This is a genomic window from Ornithinibacillus jepli, assembly GCF_047228935.1.
Lineage (GTDB): Bacteria > Bacillota > Bacilli > Bacillales > Amphibacillaceae > Ornithinibacillus.
The window spans coordinates 450425-476331 of the sequence record NZ_JBFEGG010000002.1; the positions used below are offsets into that span (position 1 = coordinate 450425).

The following is a 25907-nucleotide window of genomic DNA, read 5'->3' on the forward strand; positions in this document are numbered from 1 at the left end:
TCCGTAGCTTAATAGCTTCCATCTAGATTCTAACATAATATTCCAAAAATATTAAAAATTTAACCATAAGAAAAAGGCGACCTTTTTGGATCACCTTCTTTAAGTAATGCACCCATTAGCTGAAGAAGCTAAATATTTTATTTATGCTTTTCCCTAAAAGCCTTTTTAACTCTTTCAATTTGTTCGAGATGTCCACGTATATGGTTGACTCGGTATTCCAACAAATCTTTGAATGTCAATCTCGCACCATCTGGATACACTGCAACTCTCTCAAGTTGTTCAGCTGTTAAATTATGGAGAATAGGAAACATACTGGAACGAAGCATTTTAAAAAGTAGAAGGTATTGTTCTCGATCTAATTGTTCATAAAACAGTGAGCTTGCCCAAGCATCTTGATCAGGTGCTGGTAAAAGTGGTTCAGGCTCTGACAAAACCTTTTTCATTCTATGTGTAGCCACTAACTCAGAATCTGTTATATGAATAATTATCTGATGTATACTCCATCTATCCTTTCCTGGTTTGTACCTAATCTCTTCTTCGGATAACTCACTTATGGATTCCCTTAACATCGTAAAGCCTCGACTGTACTCCTCAATTAACGCCTGCATCTTGTGTTCCTCCTTTAAATAATATTTTCAATCTCTCATATTTCAAGATAAGGATTAATATTACCTACTATACTCTGGGGTCCTTCTTCAACTATCCTACCCTGTTACTTCAATAACTCTACAACAATAATAACACAATATTCCAAATACATTTTGAAACAAAAAAGACGTTTTGATTTAAAGACCGCCTTGTTCAACTCTTGCACCATTTAGTTCAATAAGCCTTCTAACCTAAATATACTATTTCACCGTTTTCCTTTTTTGCTCGAATCGTGATTTTACCCAAACATTGTTCTGGATTTTTATAACCATTTTCAACTTCTTGAAATAGCGAAGATAATAAAGTTTCTACTTCACCTAATGTTGTATCTTTAGAAAGTTTATGTACACGCATTAATTCGATACCTTTATAAGCATCTTCTGTACCTTTAACTTGAACCTCTCCAAATGCTCTAACTTCAATTTCTATTTTCATATTTTTTCATCCCCTCAAAACTATTAATACTTTTACGAAATTAACTTCCAAAATGTTTCACTAACCGTTACTTGAATAAGGAATTATTGTTGCACCAATCCTTTTCCATCCTACTCCAACCATATAAGGCGAATGTTAACCCTAATAACAAGCGAATAATCCAAACAATCAACAGCTCAATAAAAGTAAATTCTATTTTAAATGAATTGATAAGAAACTTAATTATATAGTAGTCAAGAGCCAACGGCACTGCTAAAACCAATCCCGACAACAAGACAAATCGTTTCTTACCTTTTTTTCGAATTTGTCCCCAGTTCACCATATTAAGCCCTCCAATCAACAATTTGTCACACTATTATAACTATGTTAGTGAATAATTGTTTTTCGTAAAAAAATAGGTCTTGTTAAAGTAACCTGCCCCGTTAGTTAAAGAACATTTCTTCACAAACTCTTATATTATCATATCATTTTTGTTAATAAATTCTAAATTGCCTTACAACTTATTCTGAGGAATTAGCATACTAAACCGCACATCAATTCGCACTATAAATACCGCTAATAATCCATACAACCATTAATTTGATAACAAAAAAAGTAGTACTAAACCCTATGTGATTTAGCACTACCTTTATACTACAATCTCTTTAATAAAAAATAATGATTGTATCCCTCGGGGTAATCTTCTATTATCCCATAAATCTCATAGCCTAAGTTTTGATAAAAATCAGGGGCTTGAAAACTAAACGTATCGACCTTGATAAATCGGCATTTCTTCTCCATAGCGAAATCCTCTGCCCTTTTTATGAGCTTTCCACCAAAACCTTGCCCTCTAATGCTTTCATCAACCCAAAGAAACTGGATAATTAGACTTTGCATTTTGGTATTACCTGAAATACCACCAAGAATATTGCCTTCTTCATCCATTACTTTATAACAAAAACTTTCGTCAACGAAGTCCACATCTTTTTCTGACAGATGCTTTATATTGTATTCTCTTAATCTTTGTTGAATGTATGGGATATCCTCTGGATTCCATTCTGTGCTAATCTCTAAATCTCGCATCTATTGTACCCCCAGTATGATGAGCATATTTTATATATCTAGAATCCTAATATCTTTTCAACCATTATTCATTCACAAGTACGGCTATAACTTTCTCAGCCTTTCTAACAGCTTCTGACCCCTCGGGTTCCCATACACAGGTAGTAAGTGCCTTCCATAGAGCCCAGCCCCGCGCTCTGTCTTCAGTATCTTTATCTAGTCCAATGGTATTCAAAAAAATGTCTCTGCTTTTACCATCAAAAAATGTCCAAGCCATGGCAAGATCTGCGGCAGGGTCCCCTACTGCCATTACTCCAAAGTCAATAACTGCTGATAATCTACCATTCATTACTAGAAGATTGCCAGGAGCTACATCACCGTGTATCCACACAGGTTCTTTCTGCCATTCAGTGGAGATTGCCCTATCCCATATTTCAAGACACCTTTCCCTATTTACTAATTCGCCTAGTTCATCAAGAGAAGATAACGTCCATTCATGAAATTTAAATTCGGTTAATGGGCACCCTCTATAATAATTATGTAAACCACCAAAAGGACCAGCACTTGCCTCAATAGACTGCAACTCTACTAAAAATCCCCCTAAATCTTTTGCAAATTGATTCGTATCTACTATATTTTCGTGAGTCACTGTCTCTCCCTCTATCCATTTGTATATGGACCAAGGGTATGGATAATCCTGGTTAGGTTTCCCTTTAGCAAGGGGTTTCGAGATTGGTAGGGAAAGATGCTTTGATAACACCGGCAACCATTTATGTTCTTTCTCCACTTGAGAAACATACCCTTCACCACTTGGTAATCTTACACTCATACTTTCACCTAAATGAAACGTTCTGTTGTCGTGTCCGCTGTTTTGAACTGGTTTTATTTCTAACATAGACCATTCTGGAAATTGTTCATTTATTAACCTTTGAACCAAATCAACGGTAATATTCACCATGTTTTTTAATTCCCCCTTTGAGATAACATAATTACTACTCTATAGCTTAAAAAGTTTTTTGACATTACTCTCCTTTCCTATCTAGACTTTCATAAAAATCGTCAACTATAGGATGGCTGTTTGGTTCTGTATGGTAATAGTGTTCGCCTACTTTCGTTAATGAAAATTGGAAGGTCTCTTTAGCTCCTTCGAAAAAGGTAATAGAATAATTAAAACCATCTCGTGCTTCTTGATTTTCGTCTGGAATGAACTTAATTCCCTCTATATTACGTAAAAAGTCCTCTATAACGCTTTTATCTGTAACGACTTTTTCATACCCCGTGTTTCCATCAAAAATGGTTATTTGGGATATATCACCAAGGTTCTTCTCGTAAAAATCGGGAATAGTTTTTGTTTCTAAACCACCACATCCAACTAAAATAAGTAAAATCAAAAAAATAAGCCTAGAGGATCCTTTCAAACCAATATCCCCCCTTATTGTTTTAAGACGTAGAATGATATTATAATGTTTCAACTGTGGTGCTGCCGTTTTGACAATGTCTGTAGCTTTAATAATAACATAATATTCCAAAAATAATATCGAGTTTTTAGCAAAAGAAAAAGGCGATCCCATCTGATCACCTTTCACAATCTACATTACAGATAAATTTATTAAGCTAATCAATTGTAAAATCTGCTTTCAAATGATGCACATCATAGTCCCCAGGTTCTCTAACATTCAATATGCTTTTCGCTATACGGTATTCACCCATACCCACACTTCCATAGAGCCAATCCCAATCGACTGTCCACTCACTAACATTTGAAGAACCTATCTCATAGCCAGGTTCACCAAAGTCGTAGGAAGCCCCGGGGATAAGGGGTACCTCATACCATTTCCCCTCTATTTTCTTTTCCATTAGAAAATCTTCACTATAAATGCACCGCTTGTCGGAGTTATTCTCAAACATTACGGTTAATCCAGTAGAAGATATCGTTTCCTTCTTTACTTTCATGGTTACTCCATCTAATGTATTAGCAGTTTCATATTTTGTCGGTTCCCAATCTTTTGTTTCGGCAGTGTTGTCTGAATCACATGCTGACAATAGTATGAAACATATTCCCATAAAGAATAGTGAATACAAAAATCTCTTCATGCAATCACCCCTTTGAATGGTATTTATTACAAATAATGTTCAAACTGCGAACTATAAATAACCGAAATAAACACAATAAATATTCCGAAATTTCTTAATCTATAGTTTTAGATTATCCTATACTTTTCCTAAGTGAAACAAGGAGGTACTAGTCCAATGGTAAAAAAATGACTCGAGAAAATCTTAAATTATTTTAATAACTTTAGAATCATGTAGATTTTCTCTTTCATAGAATAAGTTTAGTAGAGAGGAAAAAATAACATGTTAAATAAATTAAGTGATACTATTTATTATTTGTCCAATCAAGAGGATAGAGGACGACCGACATTAGGACTGGTATGTGGTGACCGATATAGTCTACTAATAGATTCTGGTAATTCTCCTCAGCACGCTCAGGACTTTTTACTAGAAATCGAGAAACTAAATGTTCCACCAGTTAAATATGTTGTAATTACCCATGCACATTGGGATCATTTTTTAGGAATGAATGAATTTGATGCTACTGTTATAGTGAATAGTCAAACAAACGAAAAGATAAAAGAATGGCAAAGTTTGTCCCTTGACGATCGTTCACTACAAAAGTATGTGACTACTAATCAAATGAGTCCTATGTGTATGAAGATTATACAAAATGATATGCCAAACAGGGACAGTTTTAAACTGCGATCTCCAGATGTAGTCTTTAAAAATGCACTAACGATTGATTTAGGAAATAAAGTGTGCAAACTTGAAAGAATCAAAAGTACTCATACAGATGATTCTACTATCATTTACATTCCTGATGAAAAAGTGCTATTTCTAGGTGATTGTGCATATGGTACAACCACAAATGCATTATTTCATTACAAGCAATCCTTGTTATTGCCTATGATGAAAGACATTCAAAAATATGATGCGGAAATGTTCCTACTTGGTCATGAATCTATCTGTGATTTAAATGAAATGAATATATATTGGGAAGAGTTAACAACAGCAAGTCAAGCTGTAAAGTCCACCTCACTAGAAAATGCGATAGAGTCCTTTAAGGTAGAAAATAAAAGGGACCCTAATGATAATGAATTATTTTTCATAAAAGCATTTGTTAATGACTATATTATTCAGTCACAATAATACTATAGAATATACGGGTCAACTATAAAAAGTAGCCAGCTCATTAAACTTTATAATGAGGTGGCTTTTAATTAGTCGATAATGACGGGTGTTTCTTACTTAAAAATGCTTCGTCTTATTATTCAAATGTGATATAAAAACTCTTCTCTTGTTCAACAAACCTGTCTAGTTAGTAAAAAAGACCGCGTATGGACGATCTCTTTGTTGTGCTAAAGTAACCATTATCTTAATAAGAAAATCGTTACGGATTTGGAACTTTCTCTTCACTGGGATAATCAATTGAATTAGCTATTTTAAGTAATACTTCATCGGCGACCAAACACGAAACTCTTCTATCCATACTTAACATGTATTGCCATTTATCCCTTTCAAAGACTAATGCAAATGCATTTCCAATCTCACTAATCTTAACATAAATTGCTTCATCACCGTTCTTTAGGTTAACCTTTTTAAGAACATATTTATCTGGAACCTTGATTTTATTTTCAATTGGGCGAACATCAATTTTATAATGATTTTCTGGTTCTTTTTCACTAATGAACTTCAATTCTAAAGTGTCGTTTATTTCACCATCAGGATTTTCAAACCTCCCCAGATAATGAGTAAAGGTAATAGGTGGAATTCTAAGAGGTAATTTTAAGTCTCGGTTGAAATGTTCTTCAAATTCTTTTATAGCTTCTTCAGCCGTTGTATATCCTAGTTCGTGGAAAAACTCCTCTAGGGGCTTAGGTTTATCATTAGTATTTGCAGATACTGTTCCTTGGAATCCACAAAAGAAAATACTAAAAGCAATTAGTAAAGCAGAACTACATTTATTCATTTACATCATCCTAAAATTACATTTAGAAATAGTTTGAGCAGTTAATTGACAACTATTCTGTTTTACTAAACTGCCCCTCTAGTACAATAAGTTCTACAAAAATAGCGTTAATCTTTCTTGAATTAACGCACGCGTTAGCAACAAAACGGCAACGACAACTTATGATATGAATGCTCACGTTTGTTAATTATTTTTTGTTTTTTAGCTCTAAAAGTATAGGAGTTATATTTAATAAAATCGATATAATCGTCAAAACCCATAACGCAGTTTCCATCGTAGGCACTACATCTATTAAAGCAGACCAATCTTCCGCCTTTACCCAATCGGACACCGTGCTGTATTGTGCAACAAGTGTTAGAGCTGTAAATGATAATCCCATTGTCATTGCCAATTTATAATTTTTACCTGTTCCATACATATAAAGATTTATAATAGTTGCTACTATAGCAATTAATCCCAATCCTAACCACATAATTATACCTCCATTATTGTTTTATTTTAGATGAACATATGTCTACAAAGATATTTTAAAAAGTCCAGTTATCTAATTTTCGAAATCTGTCTCGTTTGTTGAACATCAGTTAATTATCTCTCTTGCACCATCCTGCCCCATTATCGCAATAAGCGTTTGATCATATTCAACTAACGTACTTTTTAGCATCTGACTCATCTAAGCCAGTGATTGTTTCTCTTGTTTTATCTAAAGTCACATTAAAAAACCTAATTTTTCAGCGTTAAATGAGAAATTAGGTTTTTCCATTAATAGAAATAGACTTATAAGTACTTATCACTAATCACTTTCATATGGTGTAACTCGTGCCCGGCAATGCCATAGGCAATAGTACCTACTGAAACGGTGCTGTTCATTACAGTTCCATTACGAACCCACGCAGCATCATCAATGGTTGAAATAAGGCTTAACGTGTTGGAACGTACCGCGTCTAAACCTGTTAGTAACTGCTCCCAGGATAATTTGTTAAAGTTTGCCTCAGAAACGTATTGATCTTGTTCCATTGCTGGGAGTGGTGCACTTTCATTTCGTGCAATGGCAAGCATTCGATATGACATCACACGTTCTGAGTCGGTCATATGTCCAACCACTTCTTTTAAAGTCCATTTCCCTGGTGCGTACGCCTTCCTTGCTGTCTCCTCTGATACGCTCCTTAAAAGGGTAATGGTCTTCGTTCGTTGATTACGAAGTATTTCTTCAATATCTCCCTCTGGCACAAGACTAACATACCTTTCATGCTCTGGATTTTCAATAAATAACGGTCGTGGACGCACAAGAATCCTCCTCATCGAAATAGTTAATTATGGTTCTAAATTAATATTCGACTGTCAGGAATATATTTCCTTTATTTTTGATATTAATTTCATTACCGCAAAATAATTGCAAACTAAACAACTTTTAGTATCTCTGTACAACTGATTTATACAGTTGCATAATACGGATAATAATCGATTAAGTCACTTCTTATTCCTCTAAACTACCCCGCTAGAAAATAACTCCCCCTCAACACTAACATAATATTCCAAAAACACTCTCAGAATTTTAACCTAAGAAAAAGGTGACCTTTACTTGATCACCTTGCTAACGTACCTTTAGTTGAAGCTTACTTGTGTTCATTTTTTTACTTTATAATGTAATTCAACAATTTGATTAAAGGTTCTAGTACCTTTTAGAGAAAGGTCTAGCTGTTAATCGAAACCGCTAATATAATGAATAATGTGCTAATATCCCTCCAGAAAGCGCCAATATAGGACTATTTCCGCTAAAATCCAGCTCGAAACTGCTGAAAAATACCCTAACCTCGGGTTCTGCTTGCGTAAAATTGGTCTAGTAAAAACGTAAAGAGGTACATACTCCAAATCGAAATGGATGTCGAGATCCAAAACCAGCCTTCTTTATAGATAATCAAATCAAACATCATCGCCACCCCATGCCCAATATAAAGCAGTACAATCACTGTAAGCTTCCAGCCCCAGTGAATTCCTACAAAATATAAAAGCATGAAGATTACACCGAGCAACAGCATATAGGAGCTCGATAATACAACTAGACTATGCTGCTTATCTGCAAGCAAACTGTCACTGAATAGCTGAACACCGCTAAGGCGTAATCCCCAAACAGTTAAGTTTTGATGCAAGGCTACTAAGCCAAGGAAAATAAATAAATAGAACATAAACCCCTTTAATCGTCTAAAGCATAAGCGATAAGCGTGCTTTGTTATCCAAAAAAAGAGCATCGTAAGCAAAAGCGTCATCCAAGATTGATACCAATTTTGCTCATAAACACCCAAAACTAAAAACAATTCCTCAATGACCACATAGGCGATTGCAAAGATAAAATACCAGTAATACCGAAGATTTAAAACAGCAATCAGTAACGCCGTAGCTGGAATAGAGGCTTGTGAAAAGAGATTTCCAGCGATTGAATCATCAGGCGGAGAACTGGGAATGATCATTGGGTAGTATTGATAAGCTTTTAATACCGATAAGATAATCATTTCAAAACTAAATGCCAAGCCACAAAGAGTAAGATAGAAAGCAAAGACAGCTTTTCGGTTTGTTACTTTAGTAAAAATAATGACTAACTCTATCAATGTCGTAATTCCAAGCAAAATAAACCAAACGGTATGAGTCCAAAACGTGACACTCGTCATTTAGAACGCTCCATTCCGGAAAGCCAGTTTGGGTTTATCATGCCTCACTTTAGAGTAAGATATCACATTTTCAATCGGGTTTTGATGTATTCTTGTTAGGAGGAAAATCGGAGTTATCAAAACCCGTACAGTGTCCTGTTGATTTCCTAAGGGACTATCTGCGAAATCATCGTTCAAATTTTATCTCCTATATAGATATAAGCCATAATCCTGCATAACCGATGCATGTCCTTGTTGCCTTAGCATGGTTGCAATATTTCCACGATGATAATTACCGTGTGTTACAACGTGGAGGATAGTCTCAGAAATAGACGTTTTCAATTCCCCTGCATAAGGGTTATTTACCACTATAACTTCATCAACATTTTCTTGATTGGCTAAAAACAATTTGTATTTTCTAGATAAATCGTCATAAAGCACTTCCAATTCTCGCATGTCTTTAGCTTCCATCTGTTCCTTTAATTGAAATGCCTTTGCCATAGCCTCTTCCATAGATAAACCCTCAAAAATATCAAACCAGGTTTGCTCCACAAGATAAATATGGCTGAACACTTCCGCTATAGAAGAGAACCCACTTTGAACATCATGATGATAAACCTCCTTTGGTAGTCCTTTTAAATGGTTAATCATCTCCTGATTCGCCCATACGTTGTAGTCGTACATATCTAGTGTTAGATTTTTCATACGTTCTTCCTCCCTTTCCCTTTTCCATAAATTTCCCACGCTCTAATTATAGTTATTTTTGAAAATTAAGAAAAGATTATTATTTAAAATTTGCTAGAAGACATTAATTTTGAAATTATTTGTTGACATTAAACTAGGTTTAACCTTTATGCTTAAGTTGTACATAAAATTTTAAAGGGGTGTTTTTGATGTATCGTTGGGATGGGGGATTTATAATGGTTGACCCTGAGCACTTTGACAAGGCTGTAGAGTGGTATGAGGAACTATTAGGCTGGAAGTGCTTAGACAAAATAACTTCTTGGGTTGGACGAAAGGCTTTTATGAAAATGCCACGCTCTGGAGTTGTAACGATTAAATCGTTTGAAGGAGAGTATGATCATTTTCAATCTCCAAAAACAGAAGGTAATGTGAAGCTTGTTTTTGTTACCTATGACCTGGATAAGACATTACATTATTTAGCAGATAGAAACGTAAATTTTACCGAAATAAACGTATTACCAAACGGGCAACGGTATTGTGATATAGTTGCCTTTGAAGATACGAAATTAACTATTGCGGAAGAGCCAAGAGGTGAAGATGAAGCAACATATCCACCAGCTGGTATTGTCGGCTTCGGAACGGTGAACACGATTATTCATGTACGCGATCCAAAGCAATCTGCTGAGTGGTATGAAAAACATCTCGGTTTTGAAATCGTAGAAGTAGATTACGACAATGGGTATGCACATCTTCGGACAGAGGACGCCTATGATAGAAATGCATTAGACGAATGCTTTTGGGATCATATTTGGCTTCTACAGACGAATGATGTGGTGGAGAAACCGAATGATAATAAAGCTAGAACCTATTATGATATTCGGCCAGAAGTATTTTTTTTGGAATATAACCAATTAATTAAAAATGGAGTCAAGCCATCGGAAATTGCCGGGGACCCAATTAAAGGCTGGGGAGGGTTCCATATCTATGACCCAGACAATAATCGTATTAACGTTTGGTCATATATCGAAAATTAAGTAGAAGAGGAAGAACTTATGCATTTTACGATACAGGAATTTTCGAATAAGACCGGGATACCTCCGAGTAAGCTTCGGTTTTATGATAAGAAGGGATTATTAAAACCATCTACCCGGTTAGAAAATGGGTATCGGGCATACACACCAGATCAAGTTCATCTTGCGAAAATGATAGATTCATTGCGGCAAGCAGGGATAGCTATGAACGACATCAAGCGATATGGCGATGCGACAGAACTAGAAAAGAAGACGTTACTTGAACAATGGAAAAAGGATTTAGATAAGCAAATGGAAGCCATTATTGCAGCTCGAAAATTTGTGGGCGGGTTAAAAGCAGATAAATCTCAAACCTTACTACTTTCGAAGTGGGAAAAGGAAAAAATCCTCGTATGGCAAAAAGTAGAAACAGACCGAAAAGCCCATCCATTCAAGCCATATTTTAGTCAGGCAAAGGATCGGTTACATGGGCAAGTAGCTTCTGATCATGTATATGTAAAAACAGATGCCATCACGTCCACTAGCATTATCGGAGAAATTGGCTTCGAGGTTGACCGCAATGTTGCTTTGGAGGAAGACGATACGATCCGACTGGAACGCGTTCCTCCTACGTTATTTGCCGTATTAGAAAACTGCCTTGCGGATGATGCCTTTCTATGTTTCTCATATATTCAAGTCGTCATCCGCTACGGATTCGAACCAGCTGATTATAAGCTTGAACGATATGCCAATATCGACGAAGATCGGTATGATTTTTTAATACCGATTGTGAAATGAACGGTTCTCTTATCGGGGAGCCGTTGTTTTTCCGTAATACTTATTTCTTTTCATCACAATAATAAGCATACGACCCCGAAGGATTCTCCCTCCACACATCCTCCTCAGGCGATATAAGGTCTAATAGCGCATTTAATGCAGTGATAGCTTTCATCCGGGCAATCAATTTATGATCAATATATTCTAAGGACTGAATCGCAAGTTCCTTTGCCCGTTTAATATGTTGATGCTCTGTTTCCGATAACACCTCTCGTACGACATCTAATGACCAAGCTGCCCGAGACACGGTTCGGATAATAAGAATGCGCCTGACGTCTTGAGGAGAATACATTCGATAGCCACTCTCCTGATTGCGCATCGGAGTAATAAGCTCTTCATTTTCCCAATGACGAATGGCAGAGGTCGCCACACCTGCAATTTCTGCTACTTCTCCAATTGTATAATATTCTTTCTTCTTACGACTTCTCTCAAACCATTCCACTTCCTCCACATCTAACATCGCGACAACCTGCTCTGCTTGATGTCTTTCTTTCTGTAACTCTGTTTGCGCTTGATTTATTTTCCACAAAACGGGCATGAATTCCCCTTCTTGGATGAGTGGCATGATTTCACGAACGAACTGCATCCCAAAACCGATGTTCATCTTCACAATACATTGGAAATAGGCCGCATGTACCTTAGAGTATTCCCGGTAGCCATTTTTAGCTCGAGGAACTTCTGGAACAAGTCCCCACTCTTCATAATGCTTTAACGTACTAGTAGACACATGACAAAGCCTCGCTACTTCGATTCCCTTCATTCTTAACAACCTCCCTATCTCGTTATTATCCCTTAACTATCCTTCAAGTACAACATTCAAGTACATGATAACCTTTTTGACTCTCCCTCCCTTTAGAAACAATTCCTATTTCTATCAAGTAGGGGTATTGCATCAATGTTGTACGATGAAGGTGTGAGTGACAACAGGTAAATACCTTATATTTAAGATTAAAAAATAAAGGAGGCTATCCATATGCTAAACACCATACGTATTGAAGGCGCACAAGAAAACAACTTAAAAAACATCACCCTAGACATCCCACGAAATCAATTCGTAGTCATTACTGGACCATCTGGTTCTGGAAAATCGACGCTTGCGTTTGACATATTGGAACGAGAATGTAATCGACAATTTTTAGAATCCAGTGGTCTATCTACCGATGTATTTGAACGACCGAAAGTAGAGCGAATTAGCGGTCTTTCCCCATCTATTGCTATTAACCAACATGTAACGAACCGCAACCCGAGATCAACCGTTGGAACGGTAACCGATCTTTACACGTACTTACGAAAACTCTTTGAACAAAAAGGAAATCGTCCATGCTCCAATTGTGGGGAAACACTTCCTTTACTACCAGCTGGATCTGACGCAGAAGAAATCGTCTGTGAAAACTGTCAGACTACGCACGTTCGATTTACCCGCGCTGATTTTTCTTTCAACAAACCTTCTGGTGCCTGCCCTACTTGTTCCGGGTTAGGAGTTGCCAAGGAAATTAATATGGAACGACTCTTTAATCGTGAGAAATCCTTGAATAATGAGGGAGTAAGTATTTGGTCTGGTGGCTGGGGAGAATACAATATGAATGTCGTTCTTGCCGGAAGTGAACATTATGGCTTATCGATTACAGCGGACAAGCCGATCAAAGACTATACTGAAGCTGAGTTAGATTTCCTTTATTACGGAGCAGAAGATGAACGCTTCACGCGTCACTTCCCGGACGTAAAGCCTCCTAAAACCGTTGCAAAAGGAAAGTTTGCTGGCGTATTAGGTGCAATGTGGCGTTCCTATAAAGAAAGCGGGGAAAATGCACAGGTTGCTGATTTCTTTGAATCTAGAATTTGTCCAGAATGCCATGGCGAACGACTTCGAGAAGAAATTCGTTCCGTTCATGTAAATGAAAAACGCCTGCCAGAGCTATCCCATCTTCCTTTGAATGAACTGTTGAACTGGGTTACCAATACGATGGAGCTGTTCGCTCATGAGGAAGATGACATTTTAGCCACTGTTCTAAATGATTTACATGAACGACTCAATCGTATTTTACAAGTTGGCTTAGGTTATTTAACACTAGACCGTCAAGCCATCACCTTATCAGGAGGAGAGGCACAACGATTACGCCTTGCTTCTATCTTAGGATCTGGGCTCACTGGTGTACTATATATTTTAGATGAGCCGACCGCCGGGTTACATCCTCGTGATACAGATGGACTGATTGCCGTAATGAAAAGTTTACGAGACCTCGGAAATACGGTTCTCGTTATCGAGCACGATGAATCAGTCATGGTAGCAGCGGATCACTTAATCGATATCGGTCCAGGTGCTGGACGACTTGGTGGAGAGATTATCGGTGTTGGAACAGCTTCAGACCTGATTAACAACCCAGGCTCCATCACTGGCCGCACACTTGGAAAAGACATTACGTTAGCTTCCAAAGGACGGAAAGGAAATGGAAAAACTATCGCCATCCAACATGCCACAAAACATAATTTAAAGAACGTTTCTGTTGACCTGCCTCTTGAAACACTTACCGCAATAACCGGTGTTTCTGGATCAGGAAAGTCTACATTAATCTTTGATGTTTTAGCTAATCAAGATGGGTGTGAAGCTATTTCTGGCATGGAAGAAATCGACTCGATTATTAATATTGGACAAAGCCCACTTGCTCGTATGGCAAGGTCCAATGTGGCTACTTATATTGATATTTATACTGATTTACGTAAAGTCTTTGCTGATCAGGAGCATGCTAAAGTACTTGGTCTTACAGCCAAACATTTCTCATTCAATACACCAGGAGGTCGTTGTGATCGCTGTGAAGGAATGGGGAAAGTGGATGTCGATCTCCATTTCCTATCGAATACCCAAGTAACTTGTCCAGAATGTAAAGGCAAACGTTTTAAAGAGGAAGTGCTGGAGGTATCGGTAGAAGGGAATTCCATTTCGGACTTTTTAGAGATGAACGTAGAAGATGCACAAAGGCTACTAACTGGGAAGAAAGTACAAACGAGATTAAATCTTCTTGTTGATGTTGGACTAGGATACCTTACGTTAGGGCAGCAGCTTACTACCTTATCTGGTGGAGAAGGACAACGATTGAAACTAGCAAAAGAATTAAGTGGGTCTCAAAAAGGGCATACACTCTATTTACTCGATGAACCAACAAGTGGACTTCACACTTCGGATATTACGCACTTGCATGAATTGCTGAATCGCTTAGTAGACGCTGGAAATACCGTCATCATGGTCGAACACAACATTCCGATGATTTCCTCAAGCGACTATATCATTGATATGGGACCGAATGGTGGAGCAGAAGGTGGCGAAGTGATTGCTACAGGAACGCCTGTAGAATTGAAGAAGAATCCAGTATCGGTTACTGGGAAGTATATTGTGATTTAAAGATATGATAAAGCCTTCGAATGAAACGAAGGCTTTTTCTTTTATTACTGATTGTAAAAATCCCTTAGAACCGGAGCTAGTACATATGGAGATACGTATAGCGATCCGAATGTGGCAACTCCTTGGCAAGTGCATCTGCTACCCTATGCATGAACATCGGACTGTCGCCGCCATCAAGTAGAATTTCTATAAATTCAAAATTATTCTTTAGGTGGCCAATATATCGATAACCTTTCTTGTAAAACTCCTAAAACTTCCTCTGGCACTTCCCTGACCTTGATATCTCCACCTAAGAATAGGACCCAATTTGTCATTTCGGTTAATTCTTCTTCATTATTTATAGCGATAAAGGTTTTTAGAATAGCTGTTGTTTGGTAAGGATTCGTATAGGAAAGCGATACTTTTATAGGATGGTATTTTTTGTACTGCGCAATCGCCTTTGGACCAAGCTCCACAACAAGGTTGGCCACTTCCTCCTGTTTACTCAGTTTTTCTAAAATCTTTTTCCTACTAACTCTTTTTTTCGTAGGATATGGTTTTACATCAGTGAGATTGTCTACTGGAATTATCCTACGCTGTTCTTCATCTAGGTCAAAGCCTTCAATAAGCCAGACGCTTTTTTCACGATAAAGGTGCACCAGATAAATTGGATAAGTCTTCATGACATTCTCTTCTTTAATCGTAACCCATAAATAGCTATCCATCAGAAGGTTTTGAAAAAGTTTTTCTACCATAGGATGCGGAATATCGGACAGTTCGAGTAGATCGGGATTATTAGGATTGGTCCCTTCAAAAAGCAAAATCTGATTTAAAAAAACGAGGGTCTCCTGCTGGTTTTCTGAGATGAGACCAAGTAATTTTTCCGCTAACGACTGACGACTCTTTAAATAGGGAAGTTGTTGATTTCTTGTGGCCATAAAAGCAATAAAAAGAGCTTTGACCTCATTATCGGTAAAGCGAACCTCGGGCAGGACAGAGTTGTGCATGACAAAATAACCCCCATCCCTTCCTACCTCAGCGACAAGGGGCATTCCCATAGCTTCAATTTCTCTAATATCCCGAATAGCGGTCGATCGAGAGATGTTAAATTCTCGCATAATTTCCGAAATGGTAAATTGGGCTCGGTTGTTGATATACCGCATAATGACATTAATCCGCTCAACTTTCTTCATCGGGACCCCCTAAACAGTATCACTTTTTGACATGATTTAAGACTATTATATACGTATCAAATGAAAATACAAACCATTTGATAAATTCAAAAAACAGGGAGCTTCTTTCCGAAAAACTATCAGTAGGAGTGATAAAATGAGTAAAGTTATTGGTGCGGAAACCGCAAGTGGAAAAATTGAGGTAAAAGGAAAATTAATTGCATATTGGACTGTTACATTACTACTAGCAGCATCTATTACATTGAGTGGAATCGGGCAACTAATGCGATTAGGAGGAAACATTGAGTTAGTGCTAGATGTTGGTTTCCCGTTGTATATTACGACTATTCTTGGGACTTGGAAAATACTTGGTGTCATCGCTATTCTCATGCCACGCTTTCCTCGACTGAAAGAATGGGCTCACGCTGGTCTCTTCTTTTTAATGACTGGTGCGGCATTGGCTCATGCGTTTGCTAGCGATTATGGTGATTACGGGTTTCATGTTATTCTTCCTCTTGCATATGCTGCACTAAATATCGCCTCATGGGCGCTGCGTCCTGAGAGCCGCAAGTTATAAGGGAGATACATTTAGATTTCTGAGGTGACCTAAGTAGCCAAAAAGAGGCATTGGAATTATATCCAATGCCTTCATCCTCTATCCCCGTTAAATTACATGCTCTCAACATAGTCTCTAAAAGTTGAGGCAACATCTTCACACACTTTGCCTTTGACCGTTATTAGTAAATTATCAACCACTTTATCTTTCAGCGTAAGATAAGGATTTAGTAAAAACATTTCTTCCTTTGCCATTGTCCTTACTTTTGATCTAGAAACATTTAATATTTCTGCAAGTAGCTTATCTATTCTAAGACCAACATCATATTTACAACAAATTTTAATGCATACGTCTCCGCTAACCGAAACAGACATTTCCTTTCTTAACTCATACGTTATATCTTTATTCACATCATCACATAATTTACGTAATTTGCCTGTTTGAAAAGCATGATACCAAATAGTTTCTTGATCATTATTCATATACTTTTGATGTAGTATGGGATCAATTCGGTTAACATGTACTCTTGATAGAATAGGGTAATTCCAAATATTTTCACAATGGACGCATTTGTAAATGAGCCAGATATCTACGATTTTCTGATTGGCATTGACCCTGAATTTATCACTACAAAAATACTCTGTGCTCTTCTTACAGTTTTTACAATTTCGTATGACATTAGGTGTTTCCTTCGCAATAACCTCATATGTTACAACTTGATTTATACTCATAATCCGCTCCTCTTTTTTCCAGAGGAACGCTAATAATAGCTGAAGGGAGAAAATTTCCCATATAAAAAAGCAGAACACCATAAAGGTATCCCGCTCGGAATTTAAAACATCAGATTATCCCGCGTTCCTCGTAATGGCTAAAAATAGGCACACTTCTCCCGTCGTTAAACAATACTGTTTAAAAAGAAATGCACTATTTAATTGCTTAACCATTACAAGTAAGCTGGCAAATCGAATTCCACCTTCCACATTTCTCCTATTTAGAATTATACGATAATTCTATTCTTTGTCAATACCACCAAGCTTTATCCGTTTACTTTTTCTTTTTTAACTGTCTCAAATACCCCATTGACGAGGCAAAGGCGGCAGCTCTTTCTGGGATCCCTTTTCTTACTAGTGCTTCTGCAGTTTCTTCAATTTTGTTTCCAGCACCTTTTAACTCCATGTTAGAACCTCCCTTCTAGCCCATATTATTTGCCTGGTGAATAAATATATTTATAAGGGCTTCTGGTCGTGTATAACAAGAGCTATGTTTTTCAGCTGATATTTTTGTACTAACTGGCTAATTATTCGAAACGCTGGGACAAGGAACCTGTCCCCCTGTCCCACGCTAACAATTGTTCCACTAGCTGTTGGGATTTTAGTGCTTCTTCTCCATCTACTTGTGGCTGGGTATCATGTGTAATGCAATCGACGAAATGGTCCACTGCATCAACAAATCCTTTTTGTTTCAAAATGGTGTCCCACGATGGGGGGGTTTGGATGGTTAGTTTACCGTCTTGTTCTGTTTCCATCACATTCAAGTTCTCCACCCGAATGAGTGCCCCGTCTGTTAGGAGCTTTAATTCCTCTAAGTTGGTTCCTGCTTTCCGGTGCATGGAAAGGGTAAATGGATTACCTTGTTCCCCTTCCAAAACATGCTGGGCAAACGTAAGCTGCTTATCTGAGTTGATTTCCATCTTTTGATACACCAACTTACTTTCTCCTCCTTGGAACCATCGCATCAAGTCAACAAGATGAATATAATCATCAAGCATCGTAAACCGATAGTCACGAGGGCCAATGTCATCTGCACGATGTTTCTCTAAATATAAAGCGATAAGGTTCTGAGCCCGTTCTTTTGCAGCGACATACATCGGGGCAAAACGGCGATTAAACCCGACCATTAGCTTTCTACCATGCTTTTCACTTAACGCTACTAGCTCCGCCGCTTGTTCCACGGTCGCAGCTAGTGGCTTATCCACGTAGACGTCCTTTCCCTTTCGCAGAAGCTCGGATACGACTTCAAAATGGGATTCTGTTGAGCTATGGACAAATACCGCATCACTCGCTTCTATTAATGCGGGTATGCTAGAAAAGTCTTGGATACGGTATTGCCTGCATATCCGCTGTCTTTTCTCCGCATTCGGCGAAAAAGCGCCAACAAACTGCCAATTTGTTTCCTTCGTTAAAATAGGGAGATACGCTTTTTGTGCAATGGATCCAAGTCCAATCATCGCGATTCTTGGCTGGTTGATAACAAACACCTCACTTCATAAAGGCTTTTCTTTTCTTTATAAATTGTTTCCATTAGCCTCAATAACATCTTTATACCAATAAAAACTCTTCTTCTTAATACGGCGAAGGTCATGTTCCCCTTCTTCGTGTTGATTCACATAAACAAAGCCGTACCGTTTTTGGAAGCCATTTAACCAGCTTAGTAGGTCTGTGAATGACCAAGTACAATAACCTACAACATTTACCCCATCACTAATGGCCTCTTGTACCGCCTTCAAATGAACTTTAAGATAATCAATACGATAATCATCATTCACGACATCGCCTTCCTCAAGCTTATCGTATTCTCCTAAGCCATTTTCACTGATGAGAACTGGTAATTTGTATCGATTCGTCATGCGGCGAAGGGCAATACGAAGTCCGGTTGGGTCGATGTTCCAATCCCAATTTGTCCGCTCTAGGTTTTCATTTTTCACCGTTTTAAAAAGCCCAGGTACTCCACTATCCTCTGTAGAGCCTTTCTTTCCGGATGTATTCATTTTCCCTTCAGACACTCCGTCTAACGGATTCTTCTCAAAGGTAGTCGTTTGGTAATAATTTAATCCCATAAAATCTGGTTTACCTTCTTTTAGCAGTTCAAGGTCACCTTCTTCAATGGTTGGCGTCAAGCCTTTCGCTTCTAAATAATCCCAAGCGACTTGAGGGTACGATCCCCACGCATAGACATCCATCCACCAATGCGCATTTAACTCTTCCGCATTTTCTGCGGCAAGGATATCCTCTGGCTTAGCAGATGCTGCATACGAAGGAGAGTAGGCGAAGCTTGGACCAATCTTTCCGTCTGGTACATACTTACGGAATTCCTTAATGGCACTTGCATTTGCAAGATTAGCATGATGATTAACTTGATGGAAAAGCTTCTCGTCCTTTACACCAGGAGGATGAAGGGCGTTTCTGTATCCAAAGCCAACAAAGATATTTTGCTCATTCAAGCTCACCCAATGTTTCACCCGGTCACCAAAATGCTTATACAACGTAACCGCATAGTTGGTAAAATCCCGAATAATCTCCCGAGACTCCCAACCACCATATTCATCTTGGAGTGCTTGTGGTAAATCCCAATGATATATCGTTAAAATCGGTTCGATATTATGTTTCATTAATTCATCGATGACATTACTATAAAATTCGATACCTTTTGCATTTACTTCCCCTTTCCCTTTAGGAAAGATACGGGTCCATGCGACAGAGAAACGATATGCTTTTAAGCCCATCTCTGCCATCAATTGAATATCCTCTTTATAACGATGGTAATGATCAACCGCCGTATCACCAGTCGTACCTTTGAAGGTTTTACCAGGAATTCGGACAAATTGGTCCCAGTTAGAAGGCCCTTTTCCATCCTCATCCCACGCCCCTTCTATTTGGTAAGCTGCAGAAGCAGATCCCCACAAGAAATTACTAGGAAATGGTTTTAAATCTTTATGTATCATCTTATTCCCTCCTATGTATTTGTTTTGCATAAAAAACATGGAGGCCGGGACAACTTATAATACGAATAATGTCCCTGCCCCTAATATCAATGAATAGAAAGCTTGGATGCTCTTTGTAAGAAATGATACAGCGCTCCGATTAAATTCGAATCATTTCCAAATTGGCATGGATGCACCCGAATATCTAAACATTCCTCATTCGGTTTCATCACCTTAAGCTTCTCGTTAATTCTATCAATTAACCCATCACGTTTACTGATTGCTCCACCAATCAATATTTTCTCCGGGTCAATCACATATTGTAAATTATAAATCCCTACTGCCAACCGCTTAATAAATTTTTCAATCTCATCCTGTACTTCTAGGTCACCTTCATCCGCCATTTGAAACACTTTTAGTCCATCTAGTGTATTCGGGTCCATGTCTTTGCGCTTGGCAACTTGCATGACTAAGCCCCAAGTGGCCGCAAGCGAACTCCACGTTTCCCCGATTGGCTGATCCAGATAATCCTCGAGAATCATATAACCATATTCCCCACCAAATAGATTACTACCATGGCGAACCTCTTTATTTAAAACTAACGCGCCACCGATTCCAGTTCCAATCACAATACAAATATAATCATCAATCCCCTTAGCTGCCCCGATCCATCCTTCCGCTAAACCAGCACAATTCGCATCGTTTTCCAGTTCCACATCCAGCTTTGTTCGTTCTTGAATTAGTTTCTTTATATTAGGACCGTGAATATAAGGAAGAGCCGTTATTCCTTTAATATATCCAGTGTCCACATCTACCGCCCCTGGCATACTTAAGGCAATGCCACTTAGGACGTGCCTTTTTTGAAATTCCTTCACCACGGAATCAATCGCATTTATAAAGGCATCGATACTGTCTTTCGGTGTCGGTATAGAAGATTTTTCTAAAAAAGACCCGGCTTCATCCATAACGGAATATTTGATCGCGGAACCTCCAACATCAAAAACTGCATAATAGTTCACCAAAAAACCTCCTAACACCCCATACAAAATTCTAGTTGTTATATTTTCTTTTAAAAATCAGGGATAAACCGAGTGTATTACCAGAAGGTTTTGTCCGCTCCACAAGACTCCCTGACAATTAGTTCAGAGTCCGTAAACACTGGCTTTATTTTCGATTGCCCCTCAATTAAATCATTTAACATATAAGCTGATAATTTACCGATTTTTTCTTTATCCTGTTTTACGGTTGTCAGTCTAGGGTTACTATAACGGCAGGCTGGAATATCGTCACACCCAACTACACGAATATCAGATGGAACTTGTAATCCTGCTTCTCTAATCGCCCTTAACGCACCCAGTGCCATTAAGTCAGAAGCAGCGAAAACCGCTTCCGGTATATCGTTCAATTCCAGCATTCGCTTCATCGCAAGATACCCACTATCTTCCTGGAAATCACCGTATTGAATCCACTCATCCCTTAGTTCCAGGTCAAACTGATTCATCGCATCCTTGAATCCTTTTAACCGTAAATTAGAAATGACCGATTCCCGCATCCCTCCGATAAAGCCGATTTTTCGATGGGAATTCAAATAAAAATGCTCAACTACCTTTCGTGATAAGCTCACATTATCAGTCATGACATAGCTTGCATTCGGCCCTGTTAATTCGATATCAATCCCAATACAAGGGAAGCCACTTTCTGCGAGCTCTAAAGTTGCATCCTCTACTTTCTCCCCAGCAATAATTAAACAGCCATCAACATTAAAATGCTTGCATCTTGCTAAATAGCTTCCCTCATCTTGTAAGAAATGCTCATTAGAAAACATTAAGATATCATATCCTAAAAGCCCGATATTCTTCTTAAACGTTGAAATAACTTCATTGAAATATGGATGCGTCATATCCACATTGATCCGACCGGCATAGATGAGACCGATGAGATTCGATTTTTTCGTTGCTAGGGACCGAGCTGAAAAATTCGGTGCATAACCCTTTTCATTAATAACGGTCATGACTTTATTCTTCGTTTCCTCACTGATTCCCTTATAATTATTGATTACTTTTGAAACCGTAGCCTGTGATACCCCTGCCATTTGTGCAATGTCTTTTATCGTTAACCCCATCGTATAATCTCCTCTAATTCCTAAAAAATATATTTCCCTAATGCTAGATTACTAAGAGACATAGCATGACACAATAGCAAGACAGGAAAATTTGATTATTTTACCGATCCTTCTGTAATACTGGAAATAAATAATCGGTTAAATAGTAAGAAAATGACTAATAACGGAACCGTCGCCCAGAATACGCCAGACATAATCATTCCGAAATCAATATTATTCGTGTTACTTAATTGTGCTAATGCCACTTGGATTGTATACATGTCTGGGTCTCGTAAAATGGTAAACTGCCATAAAAATTCTCCCCATACCGCAGTAAAGACAATAATTCCCAGTGTTGCAAAGGCTGGTAAAATTATCGGCAGGACGATTCTCCAGTAAATTCGGAAGTTCGAACATCCATCTAATTTCGCCGCTTCGATTAACTCATCCGGTACTGCTCCTGAAATATATTGCCGCATCAGGAAGATCCCTAACGGATTTAAAAAGAACAAAATCATGACACCCTGTAATGTATCCAGAAGTCCCGCTTTCGAAATTAAAAAATATTGCGGAATTAACCCTAACTGCGGCGGGATAATCATCGTCACTAAAATCGCGACAAACAAGATGTTTTTCCCCGGAAATTTAAACTTCGCAAAAGCAAATCCTGCTAATGAACTGATGAATAGTACGACAAGTGTAACAACCGCACACAGGATAAAGGAATTCCACATCCCACCAAAGAAATCAATTTGACTTAGTACCTTTTTAAAGTTTTCAACTAGCATATCTCCAGGCGTAAGTGTTGGTGGAATCGAGTTGTAGGCAGCACTTGGTCGTGTCGCCATGACAAACATCCAGTAAAAAGGAAAAAGCGAAAGGATGGAAGCAATGAATAAAAATGAGTAAATCAATATCTTACCTAACGATAGTTTTTTGCGTGTTTTTTGTACATGACTACTCATTTGGATACACCTCTTTTCTTCCTTCCAAATCCTTGCGTTAATCGTAAATTAATGACAGCAAATATCGTAATAATTACGAGTAGTATAATCGCTGTTGCCGAAGCCGTTCCAAAGGATTGTAACCTGAAGGCATCTCGATATAAGTACATTACAATCGTCATTGCTTCATCTCTTGTGAATGCATCGGCCCCTAAGAATACAGTTGGTTCCGAGAATAACTGCATGGCACCAACGGTTGATGTAAATACTGTCAAGATGATAAAAGGCTTCATCATTGGGACCGTAATATACCATAGCTGTTGAAACTTATTCGCACCATCGACGGTCGCTGCTTCATACAACTCATTCGGTATACTTTGAATCCCTGCTAAATAAATAATGGTGTTATATCCTACCCATCGCCAAAACACCATAAGGGATATGGCAATCTTAGTTCCCCATTCCGAGGCAGCCCAAGCGATTGGGTCTAGTCCAAAGAGATGTGTTAACACATAATTGGCAAGGGATGATTCATGATTACTGAATAACACACTAAAGATAAGTGCTACCGCTACCATCGAAGTTAAATATGGCATAAATATGGTTACTCGGAAGAAGCCTTTAAACTTTAAAAATGCCAAATTTAATAAATAGGCTAGAATCAGTCCGACCACTAATTGTGGAGCAGTTCCCATTAGCCCCATTATAATCGTGTTGTAAACCGATTTCCAAAACAATGGATCGGTTAATACCAGCTCAAAATTAGCTAGCCCATTAAAGGTCATCGGGCTTAATCCATTCCATTTTTGGAAAGCTAAGTAAATACTAAAGAGCGCCGGATATAGGCCAATCAGTGCAAAAATAATGAAGAAGGGCGCAATATATAAATAACCCGAAATCATATCCTTCTTTTCTTCCGACCTATATTTTTTCCTTTTAAAAAGTTTACTGGCAGAATTCATGTTCACGCCTCTTTTCCATTTCAAAATAGTACAGTGCCTTTAGGCGTTATAACGATAGTCTTTATATGAAAGTTGGCCGGCTTATCCCCTCATCCTTTGTTAAACTAAAGGCTTGTCATGATAAACCGACCATTGTGTTTATGTTAAGAGTTTACTAGATTAGCGTTTCATTAAGTCCTCAGCACGTTTAACAGCTGCTTCCCATTCTTTTTCAGGGTCTGCTCCTTCGTTTTGAACATTTTTAAGCGCATTTAAGATTTCGTTATGGACAGGGAAATATTTTTCACCTTTGTATCCAATACCAGCGATATCTTGTGCAGCTTCTGCAAATACTGGAGCTGTTGCTTGATTACCGAAGAATTCATCTTCATTCGTCTTGAACTCATCCATATCATATACCGCATGAGCAGAAGGGAATAATCCATGGCTTTGGAACGATTTCAATTGATTTTCTGGTGATACTAGCCATTCAATAAAGTCATAAGCTGCTTGAGCATGTTCAGTTTCACTTGGGATTGCGATGTAGGAGCCACCCCAGTTAGCTGCAAACTCTGTCGGTAATGTCGCGACTCTCCATTTCCCAACAGCATCTGGTGCATTACCTTCCATCCAGCCTTTTAACCAGCCAGCACCTAATTCTGCAGCAAATTCACCCTTGTTTACTGCGTTAGCCCATTCCGGACTCCACATTTCATACTTACCAACAATACCTAAGTCATTTAGATGAACTGCATAGTCATATGCTTTTTTCACTTCAGAGTCATCTCCAAGATTCAACTCATTGTCAGGCGTTAGATAAGCAGTTTCTGCTGCATCTAAATATGCTCTAAACGCCATTTCGATACTATCCACAAACGGCATGCCAGTTGCTTCTTTTACTTTCAATCCAGCCTCTTCAAATGCTTTCGGTGAGTTAATTAGTGATGCTACCTCTTCTGGATCAGTTGGTAATCCAGCTTGCTCAAATAAATCGGTACGGTAGTATAATGCTTTCGGACCGATATCTGTCGGAAGACCAAATAAGAAGTCGCCATCTACATTTTCTCCACTTTTCCATTTCCAATCTAAGTACTGATCCTTCACATCATTCGCACCAAGGTCATATAAATTTTCGAAACGATCCTGTGCTACTTTAAAACGGTCGAACTGATCAATTTCAAGCATTGCGATATCAGGCGCACCACTTCCAGCTGATAAAGATGTAAAGAGTGCATCATGATGGTCCGCTGTTTCTGATGATTTTACTTTAATTTTTACATTTGGGTTTTGATTCTCGTATTCTTTCGCTAACTCTTCATAGCCAGTTGCACCAAATGTCCAGAAGTCTAGTGTAATTTCTTCGTCTGAATTACCACCAGCGTTTTCCTCGTCACCATCTCCACTACAAGCCACTAATGCAAGTGCCAGTAGACCTAAAAGTCCAAGAACCATAATACTTTTCATGCTTTTCAATGATATTACCCCCTAATAATTAGTTTAATAGTTTGTTAAACCCTCTTGGTTCATTCTAGAAATGAACATCTCCTAAAAATGATAGCTATCAATTCAAGGAAACCGGTTTCTTTAAATTTCAAAAAAATAAGTAAGTAACCGCTTACAAAGAATTATAGTGGTTATTATTTTAAAAATCAATATGTTTTTTTGGGTTTTTTAGAAAAAATAGTAAATTTTAGATGATTGCAAACTGAAAATCTAATCAATATAACGAAACCGATTTCGCAAAAGCTAATATTAATAGGCGTGAGGGAGTTGGTGAAAAAAGGGCGTGACCAGAG

The 25907-nt window shown here is 38.1% G+C and carries 28 protein-coding genes; 5 read left to right on the plus strand and 23 right to left on the minus strand.

Annotated elements, in window-relative coordinates; all coding sequences use genetic code 11:
• Nucleotides 1–137: 137 nt before the first annotated feature.
• The 7 genes from AB1K81_RS10285 to AB1K81_RS10315 form a co-directional block, all read right to left on the minus strand.
• Nucleotides 138–608, minus strand: coding sequence for a DinB family protein (locus AB1K81_RS10285; RefSeq protein ID WP_412976569.1), 471 nt, complete (start codon nucleotides 606–608; stop codon nucleotides 138–140).
• Between the two features lie 226 nt (nucleotides 609–834).
• Nucleotides 835–1083, minus strand: a complete 249-nt coding sequence (locus tag AB1K81_RS10290) for a hypothetical protein (protein ID WP_412976570.1) — start codon at nucleotides 1081–1083, stop codon at nucleotides 835–837.
• Nucleotides 1084–1150: 67 nt separating this feature from the next.
• A complete protein-coding gene (locus AB1K81_RS10295; protein WP_412976571.1) occupies nucleotides 1151–1405 on the minus strand; it encodes a hypothetical protein in 255 nt (84 codons plus the stop codon).
• 311 nt (nucleotides 1406–1716) lie between these two features.
• Nucleotides 1717–2145, minus strand: a complete 429-nt coding sequence (locus tag AB1K81_RS10300; protein ID WP_412976572.1) for a GNAT family N-acetyltransferase — start codon at nucleotides 2143–2145, stop codon at nucleotides 1717–1719.
• Between the two features lie 64 nt (nucleotides 2146–2209).
• On the minus strand, nucleotides 2210–3082 hold the full coding sequence (locus tag AB1K81_RS10305; RefSeq protein ID WP_412976573.1) for an aminoglycoside phosphotransferase family protein: 873 nt from the start codon (nucleotides 3080–3082) through the stop codon (nucleotides 2210–2212).
• Nucleotides 3083–3146: 64 nt separating this feature from the next.
• On the minus strand, nucleotides 3147–3695 hold the full coding sequence (locus tag AB1K81_RS10310; RefSeq protein ID WP_412976574.1) for a hypothetical protein: 549 nt from the start codon (nucleotides 3693–3695) through the stop codon (nucleotides 3147–3149).
• Nucleotides 3696–3738: 43 nt separating this feature from the next.
• Nucleotides 3739–4218 (minus strand): immunoglobulin-like domain-containing protein, encoded by a 480-nt coding sequence (locus AB1K81_RS10315; protein ID WP_412976575.1) that lies wholly within the window; start codon nucleotides 4216–4218, stop codon nucleotides 3739–3741.
• 261 nt (nucleotides 4219–4479) lie between these two features.
• Here AB1K81_RS10315 and AB1K81_RS10320 point away from each other — a divergent pair, with 261 nt between their 5' ends.
• Nucleotides 4480–5328, plus strand: coding sequence for an MBL fold metallo-hydrolase (locus AB1K81_RS10320; RefSeq protein ID WP_412976576.1), 849 nt, complete (start codon nucleotides 4480–4482; stop codon nucleotides 5326–5328).
• Between the two features lie 241 nt (nucleotides 5329–5569).
• On the opposite strand, the gene AB1K81_RS10325 is transcribed toward AB1K81_RS10320, so the two are convergent.
• The 5 genes from AB1K81_RS10325 to AB1K81_RS10345 all read right to left on the minus strand — a co-directional run bounded on the left by AB1K81_RS10325 (nucleotide 5570) and on the right by AB1K81_RS10345 (nucleotide 9495).
• On the minus strand, nucleotides 5570–6148 hold the full coding sequence (locus tag AB1K81_RS10325; RefSeq protein WP_412976577.1) for a hypothetical protein: 579 nt from the start codon (nucleotides 6146–6148) through the stop codon (nucleotides 5570–5572).
• A 187-nt stretch (nucleotides 6149–6335) separates the two neighbouring features.
• Complete coding sequence (locus tag AB1K81_RS10330; RefSeq protein ID WP_412976578.1) at nucleotides 6336–6620, minus strand: hypothetical protein; 285 nt, start codon at nucleotides 6618–6620, stop codon at nucleotides 6336–6338.
• Nucleotides 6621–6922: 302 nt separating this feature from the next.
• Nucleotides 6923–7432, minus strand: a complete 510-nt coding sequence (locus AB1K81_RS10335) for a DinB family protein (protein WP_412976579.1) — start codon at nucleotides 7430–7432, stop codon at nucleotides 6923–6925.
• 521 nt (nucleotides 7433–7953) lie between these two features.
• Nucleotides 7954–8811, minus strand: coding sequence for a hypothetical protein (locus AB1K81_RS10340; protein ID WP_412976580.1), 858 nt, complete (start codon nucleotides 8809–8811; stop codon nucleotides 7954–7956).
• Nucleotides 8812–8991: 180 nt separating this feature from the next.
• On the minus strand, nucleotides 8992–9495 hold the full coding sequence (locus AB1K81_RS10345) for a DinB family protein (protein WP_412976581.1): 504 nt from the start codon (nucleotides 9493–9495) through the stop codon (nucleotides 8992–8994).
• Between the two features lie 188 nt (nucleotides 9496–9683).
• Between AB1K81_RS10345 and AB1K81_RS10350 the strand changes: the two genes are divergently transcribed.
• Entirely contained in the window at nucleotides 9684–10508 is an 825-nt protein-coding gene (locus AB1K81_RS10350; RefSeq protein WP_412976582.1) for a VOC family protein, read from the plus strand.
• A gap of 18 nt (nucleotides 10509–10526) precedes the next feature.
• On the plus strand, nucleotides 10527–11282 hold the full coding sequence (locus AB1K81_RS10355) for a MerR family transcriptional regulator (RefSeq protein WP_412976583.1): 756 nt from the start codon (nucleotides 10527–10529) through the stop codon (nucleotides 11280–11282).
• Between the two features lie 40 nt (nucleotides 11283–11322).
• On the opposite strand, the gene AB1K81_RS10360 is transcribed toward AB1K81_RS10355, so the two are convergent.
• Complete coding sequence (locus AB1K81_RS10360) at nucleotides 11323–12081, minus strand: MerR family transcriptional regulator (RefSeq protein ID WP_412976584.1); 759 nt, start codon at nucleotides 12079–12081, stop codon at nucleotides 11323–11325.
• A 213-nt stretch (nucleotides 12082–12294) separates the two neighbouring features.
• On the opposite strand from AB1K81_RS10360, the gene uvrA reads away from it, so the two are divergent.
• The gene (uvrA, locus tag AB1K81_RS10365; protein ID WP_412976585.1) at nucleotides 12295–14718 is read left to right on the plus strand and encodes an excinuclease ABC subunit UvrA; all 2424 of its coding nucleotides are present in this window, start codon (nucleotides 12295–12297) and stop codon (nucleotides 14716–14718) included.
• 200 nt (nucleotides 14719–14918) lie between these two features.
• Here the strand turns inward: uvrA and AB1K81_RS10370 are convergent, their stop codons facing one another.
• Nucleotides 14919–15890, minus strand: a complete 972-nt coding sequence (locus AB1K81_RS10370) for a helix-turn-helix transcriptional regulator (protein WP_412976586.1) — start codon at nucleotides 15888–15890, stop codon at nucleotides 14919–14921.
• A 136-nt stretch (nucleotides 15891–16026) separates the two neighbouring features.
• On the opposite strand from AB1K81_RS10370, the gene AB1K81_RS10375 reads away from it, so the two are divergent.
• Complete coding sequence (locus AB1K81_RS10375; RefSeq protein ID WP_412976587.1) at nucleotides 16027–16446, plus strand: DoxX family protein; 420 nt, start codon at nucleotides 16027–16029, stop codon at nucleotides 16444–16446.
• Between the two features lie 92 nt (nucleotides 16447–16538).
• Here the strand turns inward: AB1K81_RS10375 and AB1K81_RS10380 are convergent, their stop codons facing one another.
• The 9 genes from AB1K81_RS10380 to AB1K81_RS10420 all read right to left on the minus strand — a co-directional run bounded on the left by AB1K81_RS10380 (nucleotide 16539) and on the right by AB1K81_RS10420 (nucleotide 25575).
• Nucleotides 16539–17156: a DUF1062 domain-containing protein gene (locus tag AB1K81_RS10380; RefSeq protein WP_412976588.1), complete on the minus strand. Its 618-nt coding sequence runs from the start codon at nucleotides 17154–17156 to the stop codon at nucleotides 16539–16541.
• 313 nt (nucleotides 17157–17469) lie between these two features.
• Nucleotides 17470–17601, minus strand: a complete 132-nt coding sequence (locus AB1K81_RS10385) for a hypothetical protein (RefSeq protein WP_412976589.1) — start codon at nucleotides 17599–17601, stop codon at nucleotides 17470–17472.
• Nucleotides 17602–17722: 121 nt separating this feature from the next.
• A complete protein-coding gene (locus AB1K81_RS10390; RefSeq protein ID WP_412976854.1) occupies nucleotides 17723–18673 on the minus strand; it encodes a Gfo/Idh/MocA family protein in 951 nt (316 codons plus the stop codon).
• A gap of 36 nt (nucleotides 18674–18709) precedes the next feature.
• Entirely contained in the window at nucleotides 18710–20146 is a 1437-nt protein-coding gene (locus AB1K81_RS10395) for a glycoside hydrolase family 1 protein (RefSeq protein ID WP_412976590.1), read from the minus strand.
• Nucleotides 20147–20232: 86 nt separating this feature from the next.
• Complete coding sequence (locus AB1K81_RS10400; protein WP_412976591.1) at nucleotides 20233–21144, minus strand: ROK family protein; 912 nt, start codon at nucleotides 21142–21144, stop codon at nucleotides 20233–20235.
• A gap of 77 nt (nucleotides 21145–21221) precedes the next feature.
• Nucleotides 21222–22247 (minus strand): LacI family DNA-binding transcriptional regulator, encoded by a 1026-nt coding sequence (locus AB1K81_RS10405; protein ID WP_412976592.1) that lies wholly within the window; start codon nucleotides 22245–22247, stop codon nucleotides 21222–21224.
• Nucleotides 22248–22342: 95 nt separating this feature from the next.
• Nucleotides 22343–23191 (minus strand): carbohydrate ABC transporter permease, encoded by an 849-nt coding sequence (locus AB1K81_RS10410; RefSeq protein WP_412976593.1) that lies wholly within the window; start codon nucleotides 23189–23191, stop codon nucleotides 22343–22345.
• Nucleotides 23188–24132, minus strand: coding sequence for a carbohydrate ABC transporter permease (locus AB1K81_RS10415; protein WP_412976594.1), 945 nt, complete (start codon nucleotides 24130–24132; stop codon nucleotides 23188–23190). Before AB1K81_RS10415 ends, AB1K81_RS10410 begins: the two co-directional genes overlap by 4 nt.
• Nucleotides 24133–24291: 159 nt before the next feature.
• Nucleotides 24292–25575: an ABC transporter substrate-binding protein gene (locus tag AB1K81_RS10420; protein ID WP_412976855.1), complete on the minus strand. Its 1284-nt coding sequence runs from the start codon at nucleotides 25573–25575 to the stop codon at nucleotides 24292–24294.
• Nucleotides 25576–25907: the final 332 nt, after the last annotated feature.